Origin of the sequence: Achromobacter aegrifaciens (assembly GCF_902859735.1) — a bacterium.
Taxonomy (GTDB): Bacteria; Pseudomonadota; Gammaproteobacteria; order Burkholderiales; family Burkholderiaceae_B; genus Achromobacter; species Achromobacter aegrifaciens.
The window spans coordinates 64,532-82,482 of the sequence record NZ_CADIJY010000003.1 but is presented as its reverse complement, the minus strand read 5'-3'; the positions used below and the strand labels follow the sequence as shown (position 1 = coordinate 82,482).

The following is a 17,951-nucleotide window of genomic DNA, read 5'->3' as shown; positions in this document are numbered from 1 at the left end:
CCTTGGGGGCAGACGGTCAGGCGCCGCCGGGCGATACCGGCAGGACGGCGAGTTTGGCCGCGGCGGCATCGCGCAGCCGCAGCAAGGGTTCGATATAGGCGGCTTGCGGGTCTTCGCGCCGCCGGAACAGCAGGGTACTGACGCTGACGCCCGCGACGGGCCGCCCGGCCGCGTCGCACAAGGCTACGCCGTAGCAGACGATGCCAGCTTCGTTTTCCTCGTCGTCCGTGGCGTAGCCGCGGGCGGCGGCCGCGTCCAGCACGGCGCGCAGTTCGGGCAGGCTGGTCACGGTGCCGGGCATGCGGGCAGTCAGCGGCAATTCGCGCAAGAGGCGTTCCCGCGAGGCTGGATCCAGCGCCGCCAGGTAAGCCTTGCCGACCGCACTGGAATGCAGCGCCACGCTGGCCCCGACGCGCGAGGCCATGCGCACCGGACCGGGGCTTTCCAGCTTGTCGATATAGGTCATCTCGTGTCCGGCAGGCACGGCCAGGTGCACGGTTTCGCCGGTTTCATCGCGCAGGGCCTGCAGGTCGGGCGCCAGCGCCGCGCGCAGGTCGAACTGCGACCAGGCCCGGCTGGCCAGCGACATCAGGCGCGGCCCCAGGCGGTAGGCGCCGCCGGTTTCGGCCACCATGCCTTGTTCGGCCAGCGCCGCGACGATGCGGTAGACGGTGGGCCGGGGATAGCCGCAGCTGCGCGCCAACGACGCGGCCGTGGGCGGCTGGGGCGCATCCGCCACCGCCTGCAGCACCGTCATGAATTTGGCGAACGCCGCGGCGCCCGGGACCTTGGTTTCCAGCAAGTTTGTCTCCAGCTAATGGCCATATGCCTTTAGCAGTGAATCTGCAGAACGTGCAACGCCGACAGCGCGAATTTCAGACGAATCTGCGATACTGTTTATTTGTACAGCTAGTGAGTTCTTGTTTTGTCCACATATTGGACTCATGACTCACAATATAGTCAATTATTCCATATCGCCGCGCTCGGAACCAGCGATGGGTTGTCGCTCGGGCAGGCCTCTCCCCTCAGGCTACGATACCGTCCATGAGCTCCCAAATTCGCATCGTTGGCGCCCGCCAGAACAATCTCAAGAACCTGGACCTGACCATCGCCACCGGCGAACTGGTCGTCGTGACCGGCGTGTCGGGGTCCGGCAAAAGTTCGCTGGCCTTTGACACCCTGTACGCCGAGGGGCAGCGGCGTTATGTGGAAACTTTCTCGCCCTATGCGCGCCAGTTTCTGGACCGCATGGACAAGCCGCAGGTGGACCGCATCGAAGGCATCCTGCCCGCCATCGCCATCGACCAGACCAATCCGGTGCGCAGCTCGCGCAGCACGGTCGGCACGATGACGGAACTGAACGACCACCTGAAGCTGTTGTTCGCGCGCGGCGCCAAACTGTATTGCCGCGGGTGCGGCAAGGTGGTGCGGCGCGACACGCCGGATTCCGTGTACCACTCGCTGGCCGAACGCGCCGCCGCCGCCGGCGATCCGCGGCTGGTGGTGACTTTTCCCATTGCCGTTCCCGCCAACTTCACCGAAGAGGAAGTGCGCGGCTTCCTGGAGCAGCAGGGCTACACCCGCGTGCACGCCGAGGAAAACGCCGCGCCGCGCACAGCCGCCCCGGCCAAGGGCGCCAAGAAGGCCAAGGCCGCAAAAGGCAGCACTGAATCACGCCGCATCCTGCACGTGGTGCAGGACCGCTTCCGCTTCGCCGGCACCGAACGCGAACGCGTCATGGAAGCGCTGGACACGGCGCTGCGCATGGGCGCCGGCCACCTGGCCGTGTACGTCATGGACGCCGAGGGCGGCAACGCCCACATCTGGAAGTACAGCGACCGCCTGCATTGCGCCGACTGCGACATCGAATACACCGATCCCCTGCCCAGCAGCTTCTCGTTCAACTCGCCCCTGGGCGCATGCGAGGCCTGCCGCGGCTTCGGCCGCGTGATCGGCATCGATTTCGGCCTGGTCATTCCGGACGAAAACAAGACCCTGCTGGAAGGCGCCATCAAGCCCTGGACCACGCCGTCGTACAAGGAATGCCAGGACGAACTTCAGAAATACGCGCCCAAGGCCGGCGTGCCGCTGGGCGTGCCCTGGAAAAAAATGAGCGAAGAGCACAAGCGCTGGGTGCTCTATGGCACTCCCGACTGGAAGGGCGGCAACGACGCCTGGAAGCACCAGTGGTACGGCGTGCAGCGCTTCTTCGACTGGCTGGAAACCAAGGCCTACAAGATGCACGTGCGCGTGCTGCTGTCCAAGTACCGCAGCTACACGCCCTGCCCCACCTGCAATGGCGCGCGCCTCAAGCCCGACGCGCTGCTCTGGCGCCTGGGCACCAAGGAAGAAGCCGACACCGTGCTGCCGCCGGAAGACGGCCGCTACAAGCGCTTCATGCCGGTGAGCGCCAACTGGAGCCGCGAGCAGCTCGACAACCTGGGCGGCCTGTCCATCCATGACGTGATGCTGCTGCCCATCGAACGGGTGCGGACCTTCTTCGACACGCTGTCGTTCTCAGGCGCGCTGGACGCCGCCACCGACTTGCTCATGACCGAGGTGCGCGCGCGCCTCAAGTTTCTGTGCGACGTGGGCCTGGGCTACCTGACGCTGGACCGCCAGAGCCGAACGCTTTCTGGCGGCGAAGTGCAGCGCATCAACCTGACCACGGCGCTGGGCACCTCGCTGGTGAACACCCTGTTCGTGCTGGACGAGCCGTCCATCGGCCTGCACCCGCGCGACATGCACCGCGTCGTCGAAGTCATGCACCGGCTGCGCAACGCCGGCAACACGCTGGTGGTGGTGGAGCACGATCCGCAGGTCATGGTCGCCGCGGACCGCATCATCGACATCGGCCCCGGCCCCGGCGAACGCGGCGGCCAGATCGTCTTCGACGGCACGCCGGCCCAGCTGCGCTCGGCGCGCACGCTGACGGGCGACTACCTGGGCGGCCGCCAGCGCGTGGAAGCGCCGCGCCCCATGCCGGTGGCGGCGAACACGCCGCGCCTGCTGCTGGAAGGCGTCAGCGCGCACAACCTGAAGAACGTCTCCGTCGAGCTGCCGCTGGGCCGCCTGGTCTGCGTGACCGGCGTGTCCGGCTCGGGCAAGTCCACGCTGGTGCAGGACGTGCTCTACCCCGCCCTGCTCAAGCAGAAGGGCAAGCCATCGGAAGCGCCGGGCGCCTTCGAGCGCCTGCTGGGCGCCGAACAGATCGCCGATGTGGTCATGGTGGACCAGACCCCTATCGGCAAGACCGCGCGCTCCAACCCGGCCAGCTACGTGGGCGCGTTCGACGCGATCCGCAAGCTGTTCGCCCAGGCACCGCTGGCGCGCGAGCGCGCCTACACGGCCGGCACGTTCAGCTTCAACGGCGGCGACGGCCGCTGCCCCACCTGCGGCGGCACCGGCTTCGAACACGTGGAAATGCAGTTCCTGTCGGACGTGTACCTGCGCTGCCCGGACTGCGACGGCAAGCGTTTCCGCCCGGAAGTGCTGGAAGTGCGCGTCGAGCATCTGGGCAAGAGCGCGTCCATCGATGAAGTGCTGGAGATGACGGTCAGCGAGGCGCTGGACTTCTTCAAGGGCCTGCGCGACGTGCAGACGGGCCTGGCGCCGCTGGCCGACGTGGGCCTGGAATACGTGCGGCTGGGCCAGCCCGTGCCCACCCTGTCGGGCGGCGAGGCTCAGCGCCTGAAGCTGGCCGGCCACCTGGCCGAAGCCGCGCGCAGCGGCATCTCCACCGCCAAGGTCGCCAAGAAGGGCAGCCTGTTCCTGTTCGACGAGCCCACCACCGGCCTGCACTTCGACGATGTGGCGCGGCTGATGCGCGCGTTCCGCAAGTTGCTGGCCGCCGGCCACACGCTGCTGGTGATCGAGCACAACCTGGACGTGATCCGCGCGGCGGACTGGCTGATCGACCTGGGCCCCGAAGGCGGCGACGCCGGCGGCCTGGTCATCGGCACCGGCACGCCACAGGACCTGATGGACAACCCCAAGTCGCATACGGGCGCCGCCCTGCGCGACTACGAAGTCAGCATCCTGCCGGCCGACGTGGTGGTAAGCACCGACGCCGACGCGCAGGAAGTCGAGCAGGCCGGCCTGACGGCCCGCATCGCCGAGCCCGGCGAAACCTACAACGCGGACGTCGGCCGCCCATTGCAGTCCCTGATGCGCGAGCGCCGCCAGGCCAATATGGCGATCGAAATCCGCAATGCGCGCGAACACAACCTGAAGAACGTAAGCGTGGAAATCCCGCGCGACAAGTTCACCGTCATCACCGGCGTGTCCGGTTCGGGCAAGTCCACGCTGGCCTTCGACATCCTGTTCAACGAAGGGCAGCGCCGCTACCTGGAATCGCTCAACGCCTACGCCCGCGCCATCGTGCAGCCGGCCGGCAAGCCGGACGTGGACGCCATCTTCGGCATCCCGCCCACGGTCGCCATCGAGCAGCGCACCAGCCGCGGCGGACGCAAGTCCACCGTGGCAACGATGACTGAAATCCATCACTTCCTGCGCCTCTTGTACGTCAAGCTGGGCACGCAATACTGCCCGGATTGCAACGTGGCGGTAGAGCCGCAGAACACCGACCAGATCGTGGCGCGGCTGCTGCGCGAGCACAAGGGCGTGCACATCGGCCTGCTGGCGCCGCTGGTCACGGCCCGCAAGGGTTACTACACGGACCTGGCCAAATGGGCCGGATCCAAGGGCCACTCGCACCTGCGCGTGGACGGCGAGTTCATTCCCGTGGCCCCGTGGCCGCGCCTGGACCGCTACAAGGAACACACCATCGAACTGCCGATCGCGGACGTGGTCGTGGATCCGGCCAACGAGGCCGAGCTGCGCGCGGCGGTCAAGAACGCGCTGGAAAACGGCCAGGGCGTGATGTCCGTGGTCTGGCCTGTGAACAAGCTGCACGAGGCGCTGGACAGCGACCTGCAGCAGCAGCACTTCTCGGTCAAGCGCGCCTGCCCGTCCTGCGGCACCAGCTTCCCCGAACCGGATCCGCGCCTGTTCTCGTACAACTCCAAGCATGGCTGGTGCACGGGCTGCTACGGCACCGGCCTGCAGCTGCAAGGCTTCGATGAAGAGCAGACCGGCGAGGAAACCGCATGGAACGCGTGGTACGAAGGAGAGGCCAAGGTCTGCACCCAGTGCGATGGCGACCGCCTGAATCGCGTGGCCCGCGCCGTGCGCTGGCGCGACAAGTCCATCGCCGAACTCGCCTCGCTGCCGGTGTCGGACGCGCATACCTTCTTCACCGGACTGGTGGCGCGCGGCCGCGAAGGCGAGATCGCCCGCGACATTCTCACGGAAATCCGCGGACGCCTGAACTTCATGCAGGAAGTGGGCCTGAACTACCTGGCGCTGGACCGGGCCGCGCCGACGCTGTCCGGCGGCGAAGCGCAGCGCATCCGCCTGGCCGCGCAGCTGGGCTCCAACCTGCAGGGCGTCTGCTACGTGCTGGACGAGCCAACCATCGGCCTGCATCCGCGCGACAACCGCATCCTGCTGGACGCGCTGGCGCGCCTGGAAGGCAACGGCAACACGCTGGTGGTGGTGGAGCACGACGACGACACCATCCGCCGCGCCTCGCACATCATCGACATCGGTCCGGGCGCGGGCATCCGCGGCGGCCGCGTGGTGGCCCAGGGCAGCGCGCAGGACCTGATCGAAGCGCCCGAATCGGTCACTGGCCGCTACCTGGCCAAGCCCTTGCAGCATCCTCTGCAAGGCCGCCGGCCGGTCGAGGCCGACACGCCCATGATCGAGATCAAGGGTGCGCGCCTGCACAACCTGCGCAGCGTGGACGCGAAGATCCCGGTCGGCCGCCTGAGCGTGGTGACCGGCGTGTCGGGCTCGGGCAAGTCCACGCTGGCGCGCGAAGTGCTGCTGGACAATCTGATGCAGGCCGTGTCGCAAGGCAAGGCGCCGGGCTGGGCCGGCTGCGACAGCATCAAGGGCTGGGAAGCCATCGACCGCGTGCTGGAAGTGGACCAGACCCCTATCGGCAAAACGCCGCGCTCCTGCCCGGCCACCTACGTGGGTTTCTGGGACGACGTGCGCAAGCAGTTCGCCGACACCCGGGAATCGCGCATGCGCGGCTGGACCGCGGCGCGCTTCTCGTTCAACACCGGCGACGGCCGCTGCCCGATCTGCGAAGGCCAGGGCATGCGCACCATCGAGATGAACTTCCTGCCGGACGTGAAGGTGCCTTGCGACGCCTGCAACGGCGCGCGCTTCAACAACGACACCCTCAGCGTGCAGATGCGCGGCAAGAACGCCGGCGAACTGCTGGCCATGGAAGTGGACGACGCCATCGGCTACTTCGCCGCGCATCCCAAGATCCATCGTCCCCTGCAGCTGATGCAGGACGTGGGTCTGGGCTACCTGACGCTGGGGCAGCCCTCCCCCACGCTGTCAGGCGGCGAAGCACAGCGCATCAAGCTGGTGACCGAGCTGTCCAAGGCCCGTCTCACCGACGGTCTGATCAAGACTGGCCGCGCCTCGCGCATCCCGCATACGCTGTACGTGCTGGACGAGCCCACCGTCGGCCTGTCGATGGCCGATGTGGAAAAGCTGATCCACGTGCTGCACCGGCTGGTGGAAGCCGGCAATACTGTGGTGGTGATCGAGCACAACCTGGACGTGATCGCCGAAGCCGACTGGCTGCTGGACCTGGGCCCCGAAGGCGGCACGGGCGGCGGCAAGCTGGTGGGCGAAGGCTCGCCCGAACACGTCATGACCCTGAGCGACCATTCCCATACCGGGCGGGTCCTGAAGGAATTCCTGGCACATCAACAGCAGTAAGAAGCATGGAATGTCGCTTTGAAGACCGGCTGGCGGGCCGCGCGCTGCGATTCGAGGGCTTGTGCTCGCGGATCGAGGCGCGCTGCGCCACCGAGGTCGCCCCGGCCCTGGCCGCCATCGAGGCGCAGCGGCAGCAGGGGCGCTGGATCGCCCTGTTGCTGGACTACGAACTGGGCGAATGGCTGTTGCCCGAAGCCGCATTGGCGCCGCCCGCCGGCCCCTGGACGCCGCCGCGCGACGACGGCAGGCCACGCCTGACGGCGCTTGCATTCGAAAGCAAGCACGACGAAGCGCCCTGGGACGCGCCGGATGCAGACAGCGCGCCAGCCGCCATCAACCTGCCCGCGCCGCGCATGACCGAGGTCGACTACGTGCGCCAGATCGAAGCCATCCGCGGCCTGATCGGCGACGGCGAGCTGTATCAGGTGAACTACACCCAGCCGCTGGACCTGCAATTCCAGGGCGACGCGGCCACCCTGTACCGGCGCATCGCCGCCCGCAACCCAGTGGCGCACGGCGCGTTCATCCAGGACGGCGAACGCACGGTGCTGTCGTTTTCGCCCGAACTGTTCGTGCGCCGCGACGGCCCGCGCCTGACCACGCGCCCGATGAAGGGCACGGCCCCGCGCGACCCCGATCCGGCCGAGGACGAACGGCTGGGCCAGGCGCTGCTGGCCAGCGAAAAAAACCGCGCCGAAAACCTGATGATCGTGGACCTGCTGCGCAACGATCTGGGCCGGCTGGCCGAGCCAGGCTCGGTGCGGGTCGACGCGCTGTTCTCGCTGGAGCGCTATCCCACCGTCTGGACCATGACGTCCACAGTGTCGGCGCTGGCGCCGCACGCCTCGCTGGAAGAGGTGCTGTGCGCGCTGTTTCCCTGCGGCTCCATTACCGGCGCCCCCAAGGTCGCGGCCATGCGCCGCATCCGCCAGATGGAAACAGCGCCGCGCGGCCTGTATTGTGGCAGCATCGGCTGGCTGGCGCCGGACGGCGACTTCTCGCTGAACGTCGCCATCCGCACCCTGGTGCTGGACCACGCCGGCCACGGCATCTATAGCGTGGGCGGCGGCATCGTGCACGATTCCGACCCGGCCGAGGAATGGCAGGAATGCCATTGGAAGGCCCGGATCTTGCGGGCCTGAGGCCACAGTCCGGATGTCCGGCGCCCCTGCGCGCCGGCCGCCATCGGTAGTAGGATAGAGCGCGGCCGCAGCGCGCCTTTACGCCAGGAGAGTCCCATGCAACCCGAACTGATCGAGACCATCCTGGTCGATGCCGAACGACGCGTGCCGCTGCTGGGGCGCCACCTCAAGCGTCTGGAAGCGTCCTGCAAGGCCCTGGGCTACGGCTGGGGAGGCCGGGCCGTCGAAGCCGACATCATGATCACCGCGCTGGGCCTGGCCACGCCGGGGCCGCACCGGCTGCGCCTGCTGGTGGCGCGCGACGGCAGCCGCAACATCCAGACCGCGCCGCTGCCGCCCCTGCAACCCGCACAGGAAGCCATGCTGGCGCCCGAAGCGCTGCGTTCATCCGAACCGCTGCTGCGCTACAAGACCACCTACCGCCCCTGGTACACCAAGACCATCGAATGGCTGCCATCGCATCCGCACATCTTCGATCTGCTCTACCTGAATGAGCGCGGCGAACTCTGCGAAGGCAGCCGCAGCAACGTTTATCTGCGCCTGGATGGCGACTGGTACACGCCGCCCGTGGACAGCGGCTGCCTGCCCGGCGTGCAGCGCGCCGAACTGCTCGAAACGGGCAAGGTGGAAGAACGCGTCCTGACCCTGGCCGACCTGCATGCCGCCGAGGAAATCCGCCTGTCCAATGCGCTGCGCGGCTGGTTTCCGGTAACGCTGCGCGACACTTAATCCGCAAACTCGTCGACCACCACCTGCCGCAGCCACTGGTTGGCGGGCTCTCGGTGGTTGCGGGCATGCCAGAACACGTTGATGACGGACTCCGGGATCTTCACCGGACAGGGCGCGGTTGCCAGGCCGAACGGACCGCAGGCGCAGTCGGCAAAGCGCTGCGGCACCACGGCGATCATGTCGGTGGCGGCCAGCACCGGCCCCACCGCAATGAAGTGCGGCACCGTCAGGCGCAGGCGCCGCCGGATGCCGGCCTGCCCTATCACCTGGTCGACCACGCCGTGGCCCGTGCCTTCCGAGGCGATGGCCACGTGCTCGGCCGCGCGGAACTGCCGCGCCGAGACCCCGGTGCGCGCCAGCGGATGGTCGCGGCGGAAGATGCACACATAGGGCTGGCGGAACAGCAGCCGCTGGAAGAAGCCGCTCTTCAAATCGGGCAGGAAGCCCATGGCCAGATCGATGCGGCCGCGCTCCATCTCGTCCTTCACGTCGATCGAGGTGGTGCGCACGGTGCGCACCGTGACGCCGGGCGCGGCGCGGTCCAGCGCGCGCATCAGCCGCGGCAGGAAATAGGTCTCGCCCACATCGTTCACGCCGATCACGAAGGCACGACCGCTATGCGCGGGGTCGAACGCGGCGCGCGCGTTCAGGGTGCTGTGCAGCGCCTCTAGCGCGGCGGCGATGGGCTGCGCCAGATCCTGCGCGTAGGGCGTGGGCACCATGCCGCGCGAGGTCCGCAGGAACAGCTCGTCGCCCAACAGCTTGCGCAACCGGCCCAGCGCATTGCTGACGCCCGGCTGCGAGATGCCCAGGCTCTCGGCCACGGCCGACACCCGGCCGTGCTTGCGCAGTTCGTTGAAGACGACCAGCAGGTTCAGGTCCACGTCTTGCAGGTTCATGGGCTGTCTCCACCAATATTGATTCTGGTGATTTATCTCATCAAGCAGATTCTATTTATTTATTTCACCTTCTGCCCGATGATGCAAAAAACGCCAGCGCCCATGCCGCGCCGGCTCTGCTGGATCGCGCCCGCGGTCCGCCGAACCAAGGAGACACGCCATGCGTACCTGTACGCTGTCCGCCGCCGCGCCCTGTCGCCGGAGCGGATCATGAACGCCCCCGAGCAGCCCATCCAGTTCGCCCCGCGCTGGCAGGACGACGGATCCCACCGCATCCCCTTCGGCGTCTACACCGACGCCGCCCTGCATCAGCGCGAAATGGAGCGGTTCTTCTACCGCGCGCACTGGAGCTACGTGGGCCTGGAAGCCGAGATCCCGAACCCGGGCGACTTCAAGCGCACTGCGGTGGGCGAACGCTCTGTCATCCTGCTGCGCGACAATGACGGCCAGGTGCGCGTGGTGGAAAACGTGTGCGCCCACCGCGGTGTTCAGTTCTGCCGCGAACGTTCGGGCAACCGCAGCGAATTCGTCTGTCCGTACCACCAGTGGAACTACGACCTGCAGGGCAATCTGATCGGCGTGCCGTTCCGCCGCGGCGTCAAGCAGGACGGCAAGGTCAACGGCGGCATGCCGCCCGACTTCAACCCGCAAGAGCACGGCCTGACCAAGCTGGCCGTGGCCTGCCGCAACGGCGTGGTGTTCGCCTCGTTCGACCACGACGTCGAGCCGCTGGAGGATTATCTGGGGCCGGACATCCTGCATTATTTCGACCGCGTCTTCGACGGCCGCGAACTGGTGATCCACGGCTACAGCCGCCAGCGCATCCCCGGCAACTGGAAGCTGATGCAGGAAAACATCAAGGATCCGTATCATCCGGGCCTGCTGCACACCTGGTTCGTCACCTTCGGCCTGTGGCGGGCCGACAACCGCTCCGAGCTGAAGATGGACCGGCACTTGCGCCACGCCGCCATGATCTCGACGCGCGGCCAGGGCGGCAAGGGCAGCGTGACCAGCGGCGTGTCCAGCTTCAAGGAGCAGATGTCGCTGAACGACGACCGCTTTCTCGACATCGTGCCGGAGCCCTGGTGGAACGGCCCCACCGCCGTGCTGATGACGCTGTTTCCCAGCGTCATCATCCAGCAGCAGGTGAACTCGCTGTCCACGCGCCACATCCAGCCGGTGGGCCACGACGCCTTCGACTTCGTCTGGACGCACTTCGGTTTCGCCGACGACACGCCGGAGATGACGCGCCGCCGGCTGCGCCAGGCCAATCTGTTCGGCCCGGCGGGCTTCGTGTCGGCGGACGACGGCGAGGTCATCGAGTTCTCGCAATCCGGCTTCGAACAGAAGCCCTGGCACCGCAGCGTGGCGGAACTGGGCGGCAAGACCGCCGAAAACACCGACCACATGGTCACGGAAACGCTGATCCGCGGCATGTACGCGTATTGGCGTCGGGTCATGGAGGCCTGACGATGCTGGACTTTCCCCTCTACTACCAACTGACCTGCCTGTACAACGACTACGCCGCCGCGCTGGACGCGGAACAATGGGAAAAGTGGCCCGAGTTTTTCCTGGAAGACTGCGTGTACAAGGTGCTGCCGCGCGAGAACCACGAGCGCGGCTATCCGCTGGCAACCATGTCCTTCGAAAGCCGCGGCATGCTGAAGGACCGCATCTACGGCGCCACCGACACCATCTTCCACGACCCCTACTACCAGCGCCACGTGGTGGGCGCGCCGCGAGTGCTGTCGGTACAGGGCGACCGCATCGAGTCCGAGGCCAACTACGCCGTGTTCCGCACCAAGCCCAGCCAACTGACCACGGTGTTCAACGTGGGCCGTTATCTGGACGTGGTCCGGCGCGGCCCCGACGGGCTCAAGTTCGAATCGCGGCTCTGCATCTTCGACAGCGAGCTGGTGCCGAATTCGCTTATCTACCCCATTTGAGAAAGGACACGACAGCAATGAGCACGCAATGGATCAAGGCCATCGCGCGGGACGAGGTGCCTGAAGACGACGTCATCGCCGTGCAGGCCGGCGGCCGCGAGATCGCGCTGTATGGCGTGGACGGCGAGGTCTACGCCACCGCCAATCTCTGTACGCACGGCAATGCGCGGCTGTGCGACGGTTTTCTGGAGGGGCATGAGATCGAATGTCCGCTGCATCAGGGGCGCTTCGACGTGCGCGACGGGCGCGCGCTCTGTTCGCCGCTGCGCGAGAACATTGCCGCCTATCCGGTCAGGATCGAGGACGGCGTGGTGTTCGTGGCGTTGTAGCGTCTTTGTCAGACCGCGAGGCGCAGCGCCTCGTTGGCGGCCGCCATGCCCATGGCGGCCGTGACGGTCACGACCGAGCCATAGCCGGCGCAGGACAGGCCTTGCGGCGCCAGGGTCTGGCCCGAAGCGCCCATGTCGTCCTCGCCTTCCGTGGGGCGAGTCCAGGCGTCGGGCAGGATGGCGGGCTGGTCGAACCATAGGGCATGGATGCCCATCTTCGGCACGCGCTTCAGTGCTTTGCCGTTCTGATCGGAAGCTCGCGGAAAGCCGTGTTCGCGGCGCAGCTTGTTGCGCAGCTTGGACAACAGTGCATCGTTGACCGCAGCCGACAGGTCGCCGGCGCGCAGGGCCAGCGGATCGGTCTTGCCTCCAGCGCCGCCGCACAACAGCATGGGCACGCCGATTTCGCGCGCATGCAGGATCATCGCGATCTTCGCCGCGGCCTGGTCGGTGCAGTCGATGATGACCGAATACGGGCCGGGCAGGACCTGGGCGACGTTCTCTGGCGAAACGAAGTCATCCACCCGCGTCAGCCGGCATTCCGGATTGATCGCCTGCACGCGCTCGGCCATGGCATCGACCTTGGACTGGCCCAGCGTCTCGGTCAAAGCGTGGATCTGCCGATTGACGTTGGATTCGGCGATGTGGTCCAGGTCGATGAGCGTCAACGCGCCGACCCCGCAGCGCGCCAGAGCTTCGACGGTCCAGGAACCCACGCCGCCCAGGCCTGCTATTGCCACATGGGCGTTGCGCAGGCGGGTCGGGGCTTCGGGGCCGTAGAGGCGGGAAAGACTGCCGAAGCGGCGGTCGAGGTCGGCTTGGGGTTCTGGGGTGTTCATGAGGGCGTATTTTATTGCAGGCGGGTGTTGGGGGACGGGTGCTGGTTCTTGAGACGCCTGGCACGGCGTCGCCCTGGCTGATTGAATCTTGCCGGCCGCTGGGACGAGTTGTGTGCTTGGCGTTCTTCTCCCCGACGAGGAAGAGAGAAAGATCTTGCAGGGACGCCAAAGACGGCCGCGCGGGCGGCCTTCTTTGGCATATGGTTGCAGTCAGTTGTACGGATGGCGCTGCGCGCGGGTGCAGGCATGCACTCATATGCAATCCGTCGCCCAGCAACGATTCCTGCTCAAGCGCAGATCATCATCAGCGCACAGCAGCATCACCAATCGCAAGACGCCGCGTAAGCCCCAAAAGGCCGCCCGGGCGGCCGGCCTGGGGCGGGCCCCGCAAGACCATCGCCCAACCCCCACCGTCGGCGAGAATCCTACGAAGACCAGTCACCCCAGCTGACGCCAAGTTTCAAAAGCGGAGTCTGGCGCGTCGGTGCGCTGGGGCGCGCGGGGCGTCGATAAGCCCGAGGGAATCGGAAGGGAAGGCCGAAGGCCTGGACGACGATGACGAAGGGGGGGGGCCGCCGAGGCAAGTCCGGAGCGAACGCTCCGGACCGCAATCGTTGCCCCGCGCGCCCCAGCGCACCGACGCGCCAGACGGATTAAGAACCCGCCGCTGCGCCAGCAGCAGACTCAGCAGCACCACCGCCAACAACATCATCCCCCCCGAGCGCCTGATAAACCGTCACCTGATTCACCAACCGATTCAACATATTCTCATCCCGAGAAACCTCAGCCACCCGCCGCTTCTCCTGCGCGTCCAGCCAGTCCTTCAACGGCACCGCCCCCGCCCGGTAGCGCACTTCGTACAGACGCTCGGCCTCGCGCGCCGCGCGCAGAGACGCGTCCAGCTGCTCTGCCTGCAAGCGCAGTTGCGTGCGATTGGACAGCGCGTTTTCCACGTCCGCCATCGCCTGGTACAGCGCCTGCCGGAAATTCACCACCCGCTCTTCGTAGTCGGCCTTGGAGATCTTGATGTTGAGCTGCATCTGGTTCCATTGCAGGAACGGCAGCGTCAGCGCCGCCCCCAGCGAGCCCACCGGGTTCTTCAGGACATCGGACAACGTAGGGCTCGAACTTCCCAAGGCGCCGGTCAGCGTCAACGGCGGGTAGAAGCTGGCGCGGGTTGCGTCGACGGTGGACAGGGACTGGCGCAGGCGCAGCTCGGCGGCGCGCAAGTCGGGACGGCGGCCCAGCAGGTCGGCCGGCACGCCGGCGCGCGCTTGCGGCAAGGGATAGCCCGGCAATCGCGCCGGGTCGGCCATCATGCGGTCCGGCGGGCCGTCGAACAGGATGGTCAGGGCGTTGGCGTATTCCACCCGTTGCTGCACCAGCAGCGTATGAGCGGCTTCCTGGCTGGCCACGGTCTGTTCAGCCTCGGCCATTTCCAGCGCCGACGCGCCGCCCGCCGCGTATTGGGCGCGCACCAGGTCCTGCGTCCTGCGTGCGTACGCGATGCTCTCGGCGCTGCTGGCGATGCGCTGGTTGATGAAGGCGGTCTGCCAGTACAGCGTGGCCGTGGTGCCCACCAGGGACAGCGCGGCACTCTGGCGGTCCTGCTCGGTCGCCAGCGCATCCCACTGCGCCGCGTCGCGCTGGCTGGACAGCTTGCCCCACAGGTCCACTTCGTAGCTGACAGTCAACTCCGCCGCGTTGGTCCGAGAGATCGCGCGATCGCCGTACAGATTGCGGTTGCGCGTCACATTGGCGTTGCCGCCCAGTTGCGGCAGCAGCTTGTCCTCGGTGATTCCAGCCTGGTACTGCGCCCGGCGCACGCGGATCGCGGCGGCGGCCAGGTTGTTGTTGCGCGCCAGCGCGGCGTCGACCAGGCCGTTGAGCGTCGGGTCGTTGAAATTGCGCCACCACTGGCCGCCATCGGCCAGCGGCCCGGCCTGGAAGTCGCCTGCGGGCGCATGGGTCCAGGCGGCTGGAATGGACGTCAGCGGCGGCTCGTAGTCGGTGTGCAGCAGGCTGCCGCAACCGGCCAGGGCCAGCAGCAGCGCCAGGGCGGCAGGTTTGCAGATCAGGGAAACCGCTTTCATCTTCCTCATTCCCGGGCCAGGGCCTCGACGGGATCCAGGCGCGCGGCATTGCGCGCCGGCAAATAGCCAAAAAGCACACCGATCAGCGTCGAGCAGCTGAACGCCGCCACCATCGATGTCGTGGAATAGATCATCTGGAACGACCCGCCCGTGGCCTTGGACACCAGCACGCCCAGCCCCAGGGACAGCACGATGCCGATGGCGCCGCCTATCAGGCACACCAGCACCGCTTCGATCAGGAACTGCTGCATGATGTCGCTGCGCCGCGCCCCCACCGCCATGCGCACGCCGATCTCGCGGGTGCGCTCGGTCACCGACACCAGCATGATGTTCATGACGCCGATGCCGCCCACCATCAGCGAGATCAAGGCAATCATGGAAACCAGCAGCGTCATGGTGGCGGTGGTGCGTTCGATGGTCTTGCGGATCGCGTCCGTGTTGAACACGAAGAAATCCTTGGTCACGTGGCGCCGCGTCAGCACGCGCACGATGGCCTGCTCCGCCGCGGCGGGCGGCGAGGCGTCATTGACGCGCACCGTGATGCTTTTCAGATGCTGCTGGCCCAGCACGCGCGACAGCGCCGTGGTGTAGGGGACCCACACGTTCAACGAATCATTGCTGCCGAAGACGGTTTCCTTCTTTTGCGTCACCCCGATCACGCGCGCCGGCATCGACCCCAGGAATACCACCTGCCCGATGGGCTCGGTATGCGAGCCGAACAGCTTGCGCCGGGTGGCGTCATCGATCACCACTTCCTGCGCACGCCGCAGCACGCTGGTCTCGTCGAAGAACTTGCCCTGGGCCAGCTTGATGGCGCGCACGCGGAAATATTGCTCGCCCACGCCCTGGATCACGCCGGTCACCGACACGTTGCGATAGCGCAGCGTGTTGCTGGTGGAGACTTCCGGCGTAACGCTGTCCACATAGGATTCGCGCGCCAGGGCGTCGGCGTCGGCCGGCACCAGGGTGCGGATATTGACGGCCTTCTCGTCGCCGAAGTCCTTGCCCGGAAAGATCTCCACCGTGTTGGTGCCGATCTCGCTGATGTCGTCCAGGATCTTGCGGCGCGAGCCTTCGCCCAGCGCCACTACCGACACCACGGCCGCGATGCCGATGATGATGCCCAGCATCGTCAGCGAGGTGCGCAGCCGGTGCGCATTCATCGCCAGAAGCGCCATGCGCAAAGCCTCGCGGCAACGGTCCAGGTAGGCCTGCCACACAGGCCGCGCGGCCAGCGCCGGCGCATCTTCCTTGACGCGTTCGCGCCGCGGCGCGTCGGGATTGCGCTTGTCGGCGACGATCTCGCCGTCGCTGATCTCGATGATGCGCTGGGCGTGGCGCGCCACATTCATATCGTGCGTGACGATGATGATGGTGTGGCCGGCCGCGTTCAGTTCTTCCAGGATGCGCAGCACTTCCTGGCCGGTGTGCGTATCCAGCGCGCCGGTCGGCTCGTCGGCCAGGATGATGTCGCCGCCGTTCATCAGCGCCCGCGCGATGCTGACGCGCTGCTGCTGGCCGCCGGACAGTTGGCCGGGCCGGTGCCCGGACCTGTCGCCCAATCCCAGCCGCTTGAGCAGTTCATCGGCCCGTTCCAGGCGCGCCTCGCGCCGCTTGCCGGCGTAGACGGCCGGCACCTCGACGTTGCCCTGCGCGGTCAGATCGGACAGCAGGTGGTAGCGCTGGAAGATGAAGCCGAAGTGCTCGCGGCGCAGCTCGGCCAGTTCGTCCGGGTCCAGCTCGCCCGTGCTGCGCCCGTCGACCCGGTACTCGCCGCGGGTGGGGCGATCCAGGCAGCCCAGGATGTTCATGAGCGTGGACTTGCCCGACCCGGACGCACCCACGATCGCCACCATCTCGCCGGCCTCGATAGCCAGGTTGACGTCCTTCAGCACCGCGATGGTCTGTTCGCCCGCGGGAAACTCGCGGCGCACGCCCGTAAGCGATATCAAAGGCCCGCTCATGTCAGGCCCCCGGCGCAGCCGCGGCCGGCGCGGCATCCGCCGACACGACGCGCTCGCCCACCTCCAGCCCTTCCAGCACCTGCGCCTGGACGTTGTTGTTCATGCCTATCCTGACCTGGCGCGTTTCGGTCTTGTTGTCCTTCAGGACCACGCGCACGGCGTAGCGGCCGTCCTCGCCGCGCTTGCCCAGCGCCGAGGCCGGCACCACGACCGTGTTCTTGGCCTCGCCCAGCACGATGAAGACCTGGGCGGTCATGGAGATGCGCAGCTTCTCGTCCGGATTGGGCACGTCGAACAGGCCGTTGTAGTAGACGGCGGCGGTGGTGGAGCTGCCGCTGGTCGATCCGGTAAGCGAAGACGCCGCGTCGTCCTTCTGCACGGAATCCGGCGCCGGCTCCACGGCGCGCAGGGCGGCGCGGTAACGCTCGTCGGGTTCGCCCAGGATGGTGAAGTACACCGGCAGGCCGGGCTTCACGCGGGTCACGTCGGCTTCCGAGATCTGCGCCTTGATGGTCATGGTGTCCACCTGGGCCACCTTGATGATGGTGGGCGCGCTCTGGATCGAGTTGACGGTCTGGCCTTCCTTGGTCACCACCGCGACCACCATGCCGTCGATGGGCGAGACGATGCGCGTATAGCCCAGGTTGACCCGGGCGGTGTCGACCTGGATCTCGGCCTGCGCGATCTGCGCCTCCAGCGAGGCGATTTCGGCGCGGGTCACGCCCAGCGTAGCCTCGGCGCTCTCGTAGGCCTCGCGCGAACTGGCGTCGGCCGCCAGCATCTGCCGCTGACGGCGGAAGGCCAGCTCGGCCTGCTTCAGCGTGGCGACCTTGGCGGCCCGCTCGGCGCGCCGGGTCTGCAAGGCGGCCTCGGCGTTGCGCAGCTCGTTCTGCTGGGTCATGTCGTCGATCTCGGCGACCAACTGGCCCTTTTTGACGCGGTCGCCCAGCGCCACCTTCAGGGATTTGAGCTGGCCGGTAGCCTGGGCGCCGACGCTGACGCGTTCGATGGCGTCGATGGTGCCGCTGGCCAGCACGCTGTCTTCAAGGTCGGCCCGGGTGACCTCGGCCACCGCGAAAGTGGGCGGCGGCGGCGCGGAAAAGAATGCGGCGCGCACGCCGAACCCGGCTAAAAGCAGAAAAACGGCGATCAGGGCGTAGCGCTTGAACTTGCTGCGAGACTTTTTCATTGAACCTGTCGGAT

12 protein-coding genes are annotated in these 17,951 nt (G+C 67.2%); 6 read left to right on the top strand and 6 right to left on the bottom strand.

The window, feature by feature from the left end:
- Positions 1-16 precede the first annotated feature (16 nt).
- Entirely contained in the window at positions 17-802 is a 786-nt protein-coding gene (locus tag HV766_RS10350; RefSeq protein WP_054457416.1) for an IclR family transcriptional regulator, read from the bottom strand.
- A gap of 242 nt (positions 803-1,044) precedes the next feature.
- Between HV766_RS10350 and uvrA the strand changes: the two genes are divergently transcribed.
- From uvrA to HV766_RS10335, 3 genes are all read left to right on the top strand, one after another.
- Positions 1,045-6,807 carry an excinuclease ABC subunit UvrA gene (uvrA, locus tag HV766_RS10345; protein WP_175181115.1) on the top strand — a complete coding sequence of 1,921 codons (5,763 nt, stop codon included), beginning with the start codon at positions 1,045-1,047 and terminating at the stop codon, positions 6,805-6,807.
- 5 nt (positions 6,808-6,812) lie between these two features.
- A complete protein-coding gene (locus HV766_RS10340; RefSeq protein WP_175181114.1) occupies positions 6,813-7,949 on the top strand; it encodes an aminodeoxychorismate synthase component I in 1,137 nt (378 codons plus the stop codon).
- 96 nt (positions 7,950-8,045) lie between these two features.
- Positions 8,046-8,678 carry an aminotransferase class IV family protein gene (locus tag HV766_RS10335; RefSeq protein ID WP_054457422.1) on the top strand — a complete coding sequence of 211 codons (633 nt, stop codon included), beginning with the start codon at positions 8,046-8,048 and terminating at the stop codon, positions 8,676-8,678.
- Here HV766_RS10335 and HV766_RS10330 read toward each other — a convergent pair.
- Complete coding sequence (locus HV766_RS10330; protein ID WP_054457424.1) at positions 8,675-9,577, bottom strand: LysR family transcriptional regulator; 903 nt, start codon at positions 9,575-9,577, stop codon at positions 8,675-8,677. The two genes, HV766_RS10335 and HV766_RS10330, sit on opposite strands and share 4 nt — an antisense overlap.
- A gap of 210 nt (positions 9,578-9,787) precedes the next feature.
- Here HV766_RS10330 and HV766_RS10325 point away from each other — a divergent pair, with 210 nt between their 5' ends.
- From HV766_RS10325 to HV766_RS10315, 3 genes are read left to right on the top strand one after another with little or no spacing between them, the layout of a single operon-like run.
- Positions 9,788-11,047 (top strand): aromatic ring-hydroxylating dioxygenase subunit alpha, encoded by a 1,260-nt coding sequence (locus tag HV766_RS10325; protein WP_054457613.1) that lies wholly within the window; start codon positions 9,788-9,790, stop codon positions 11,045-11,047.
- A gap of 2 nt (positions 11,048-11,049) precedes the next feature.
- The gene (locus tag HV766_RS10320) at positions 11,050-11,523 is read left to right on the top strand and encodes an aromatic-ring-hydroxylating dioxygenase subunit beta (protein WP_054457426.1); all 474 of its coding nucleotides are present in this window, start codon (positions 11,050-11,052) and stop codon (positions 11,521-11,523) included.
- A gap of 17 nt (positions 11,524-11,540) precedes the next feature.
- Positions 11,541-11,852, top strand: coding sequence for a non-heme iron oxygenase ferredoxin subunit (locus HV766_RS10315; protein ID WP_054457428.1), 312 nt, complete (start codon positions 11,541-11,543; stop codon positions 11,850-11,852).
- Between the two features lie 8 nt (positions 11,853-11,860).
- On the opposite strand, the gene HV766_RS10310 is transcribed toward HV766_RS10315, so the two are convergent.
- The 4 genes from HV766_RS10310 to HV766_RS10295 all read right to left on the bottom strand — a co-directional run bounded on the left by HV766_RS10310 (position 11,861) and on the right by HV766_RS10295 (position 17,937).
- The gene (locus HV766_RS10310; RefSeq protein WP_175159404.1) at positions 11,861-12,691 is read right to left on the bottom strand and encodes a tRNA threonylcarbamoyladenosine dehydratase; all 831 of its coding nucleotides are present in this window, start codon (positions 12,689-12,691) and stop codon (positions 11,861-11,863) included.
- 653 nt (positions 12,692-13,344) lie between these two features.
- Positions 13,345-14,784 carry an efflux transporter outer membrane subunit gene (locus HV766_RS10305; RefSeq protein ID WP_175159402.1) on the bottom strand — a complete coding sequence of 480 codons (1,440 nt, stop codon included), beginning with the start codon at positions 14,782-14,784 and terminating at the stop codon, positions 13,345-13,347.
- Between the two features lie 5 nt (positions 14,785-14,789).
- Entirely contained in the window at positions 14,790-16,748 is a 1,959-nt protein-coding gene (locus HV766_RS10300) for a MacB family efflux pump subunit (RefSeq protein ID WP_054457614.1), read from the bottom strand.
- 1 nt (position 16,749) lies between these two features.
- Positions 16,750-17,937 (bottom strand): efflux RND transporter periplasmic adaptor subunit, encoded by a 1,188-nt coding sequence (locus HV766_RS10295; RefSeq protein WP_175181113.1) that lies wholly within the window; start codon positions 17,935-17,937, stop codon positions 16,750-16,752.
- Positions 17,938-17,951: the final 14 nt, after the last annotated feature.

Coding starts and splice junctions, on each gene's coding strand:
- HV766_RS10340 (WP_175181114.1), top strand. CDS start 6,813: ATGGAATGTCGCTTTGAAGACCGGCTGGCGGGCCGCGCGCTGCGATTC.
- HV766_RS10310 (WP_175159404.1), bottom strand. CDS start 12,691: ATGAACACCCCAGAACCCCAAGCCGACCTCGACCGCCGCTTCGGCAGT.
- HV766_RS10325 (WP_054457613.1), top strand. CDS start 9,788: ATGAACGCCCCCGAGCAGCCCATCCAGTTCGCCCCGCGCTGGCAGGAC.
- HV766_RS10335 (WP_054457422.1), top strand. CDS start 8,046: ATGCAACCCGAACTGATCGAGACCATCCTGGTCGATGCCGAACGACGC.
- HV766_RS10330 (WP_054457424.1), bottom strand. CDS start 9,577: ATGAACCTGCAAGACGTGGACCTGAACCTGCTGGTCGTCTTCAACGAA.
- HV766_RS10295 (WP_175181113.1), bottom strand. CDS start 17,937: ATGAAAAAGTCTCGCAGCAAGTTCAAGCGCTACGCCCTGATCGCCGTT.
- HV766_RS10300 (WP_054457614.1), bottom strand. CDS start 16,748: ATGAGCGGGCCTTTGATATCGCTTACGGGCGTGCGCCGCGAGTTTCCC.
- HV766_RS10315 (WP_054457428.1), top strand. CDS start 11,541: ATGAGCACGCAATGGATCAAGGCCATCGCGCGGGACGAGGTGCCTGAA.
- HV766_RS10320 (WP_054457426.1), top strand. CDS start 11,050: ATGCTGGACTTTCCCCTCTACTACCAACTGACCTGCCTGTACAACGAC.
- HV766_RS10305 (WP_175159402.1), bottom strand. CDS start 14,784: ATGAAAGCGGTTTCCCTGATCTGCAAACCTGCCGCCCTGGCGCTGCTG.
- uvrA (WP_175181115.1), top strand. CDS start 1,045: ATGAGCTCCCAAATTCGCATCGTTGGCGCCCGCCAGAACAATCTCAAG.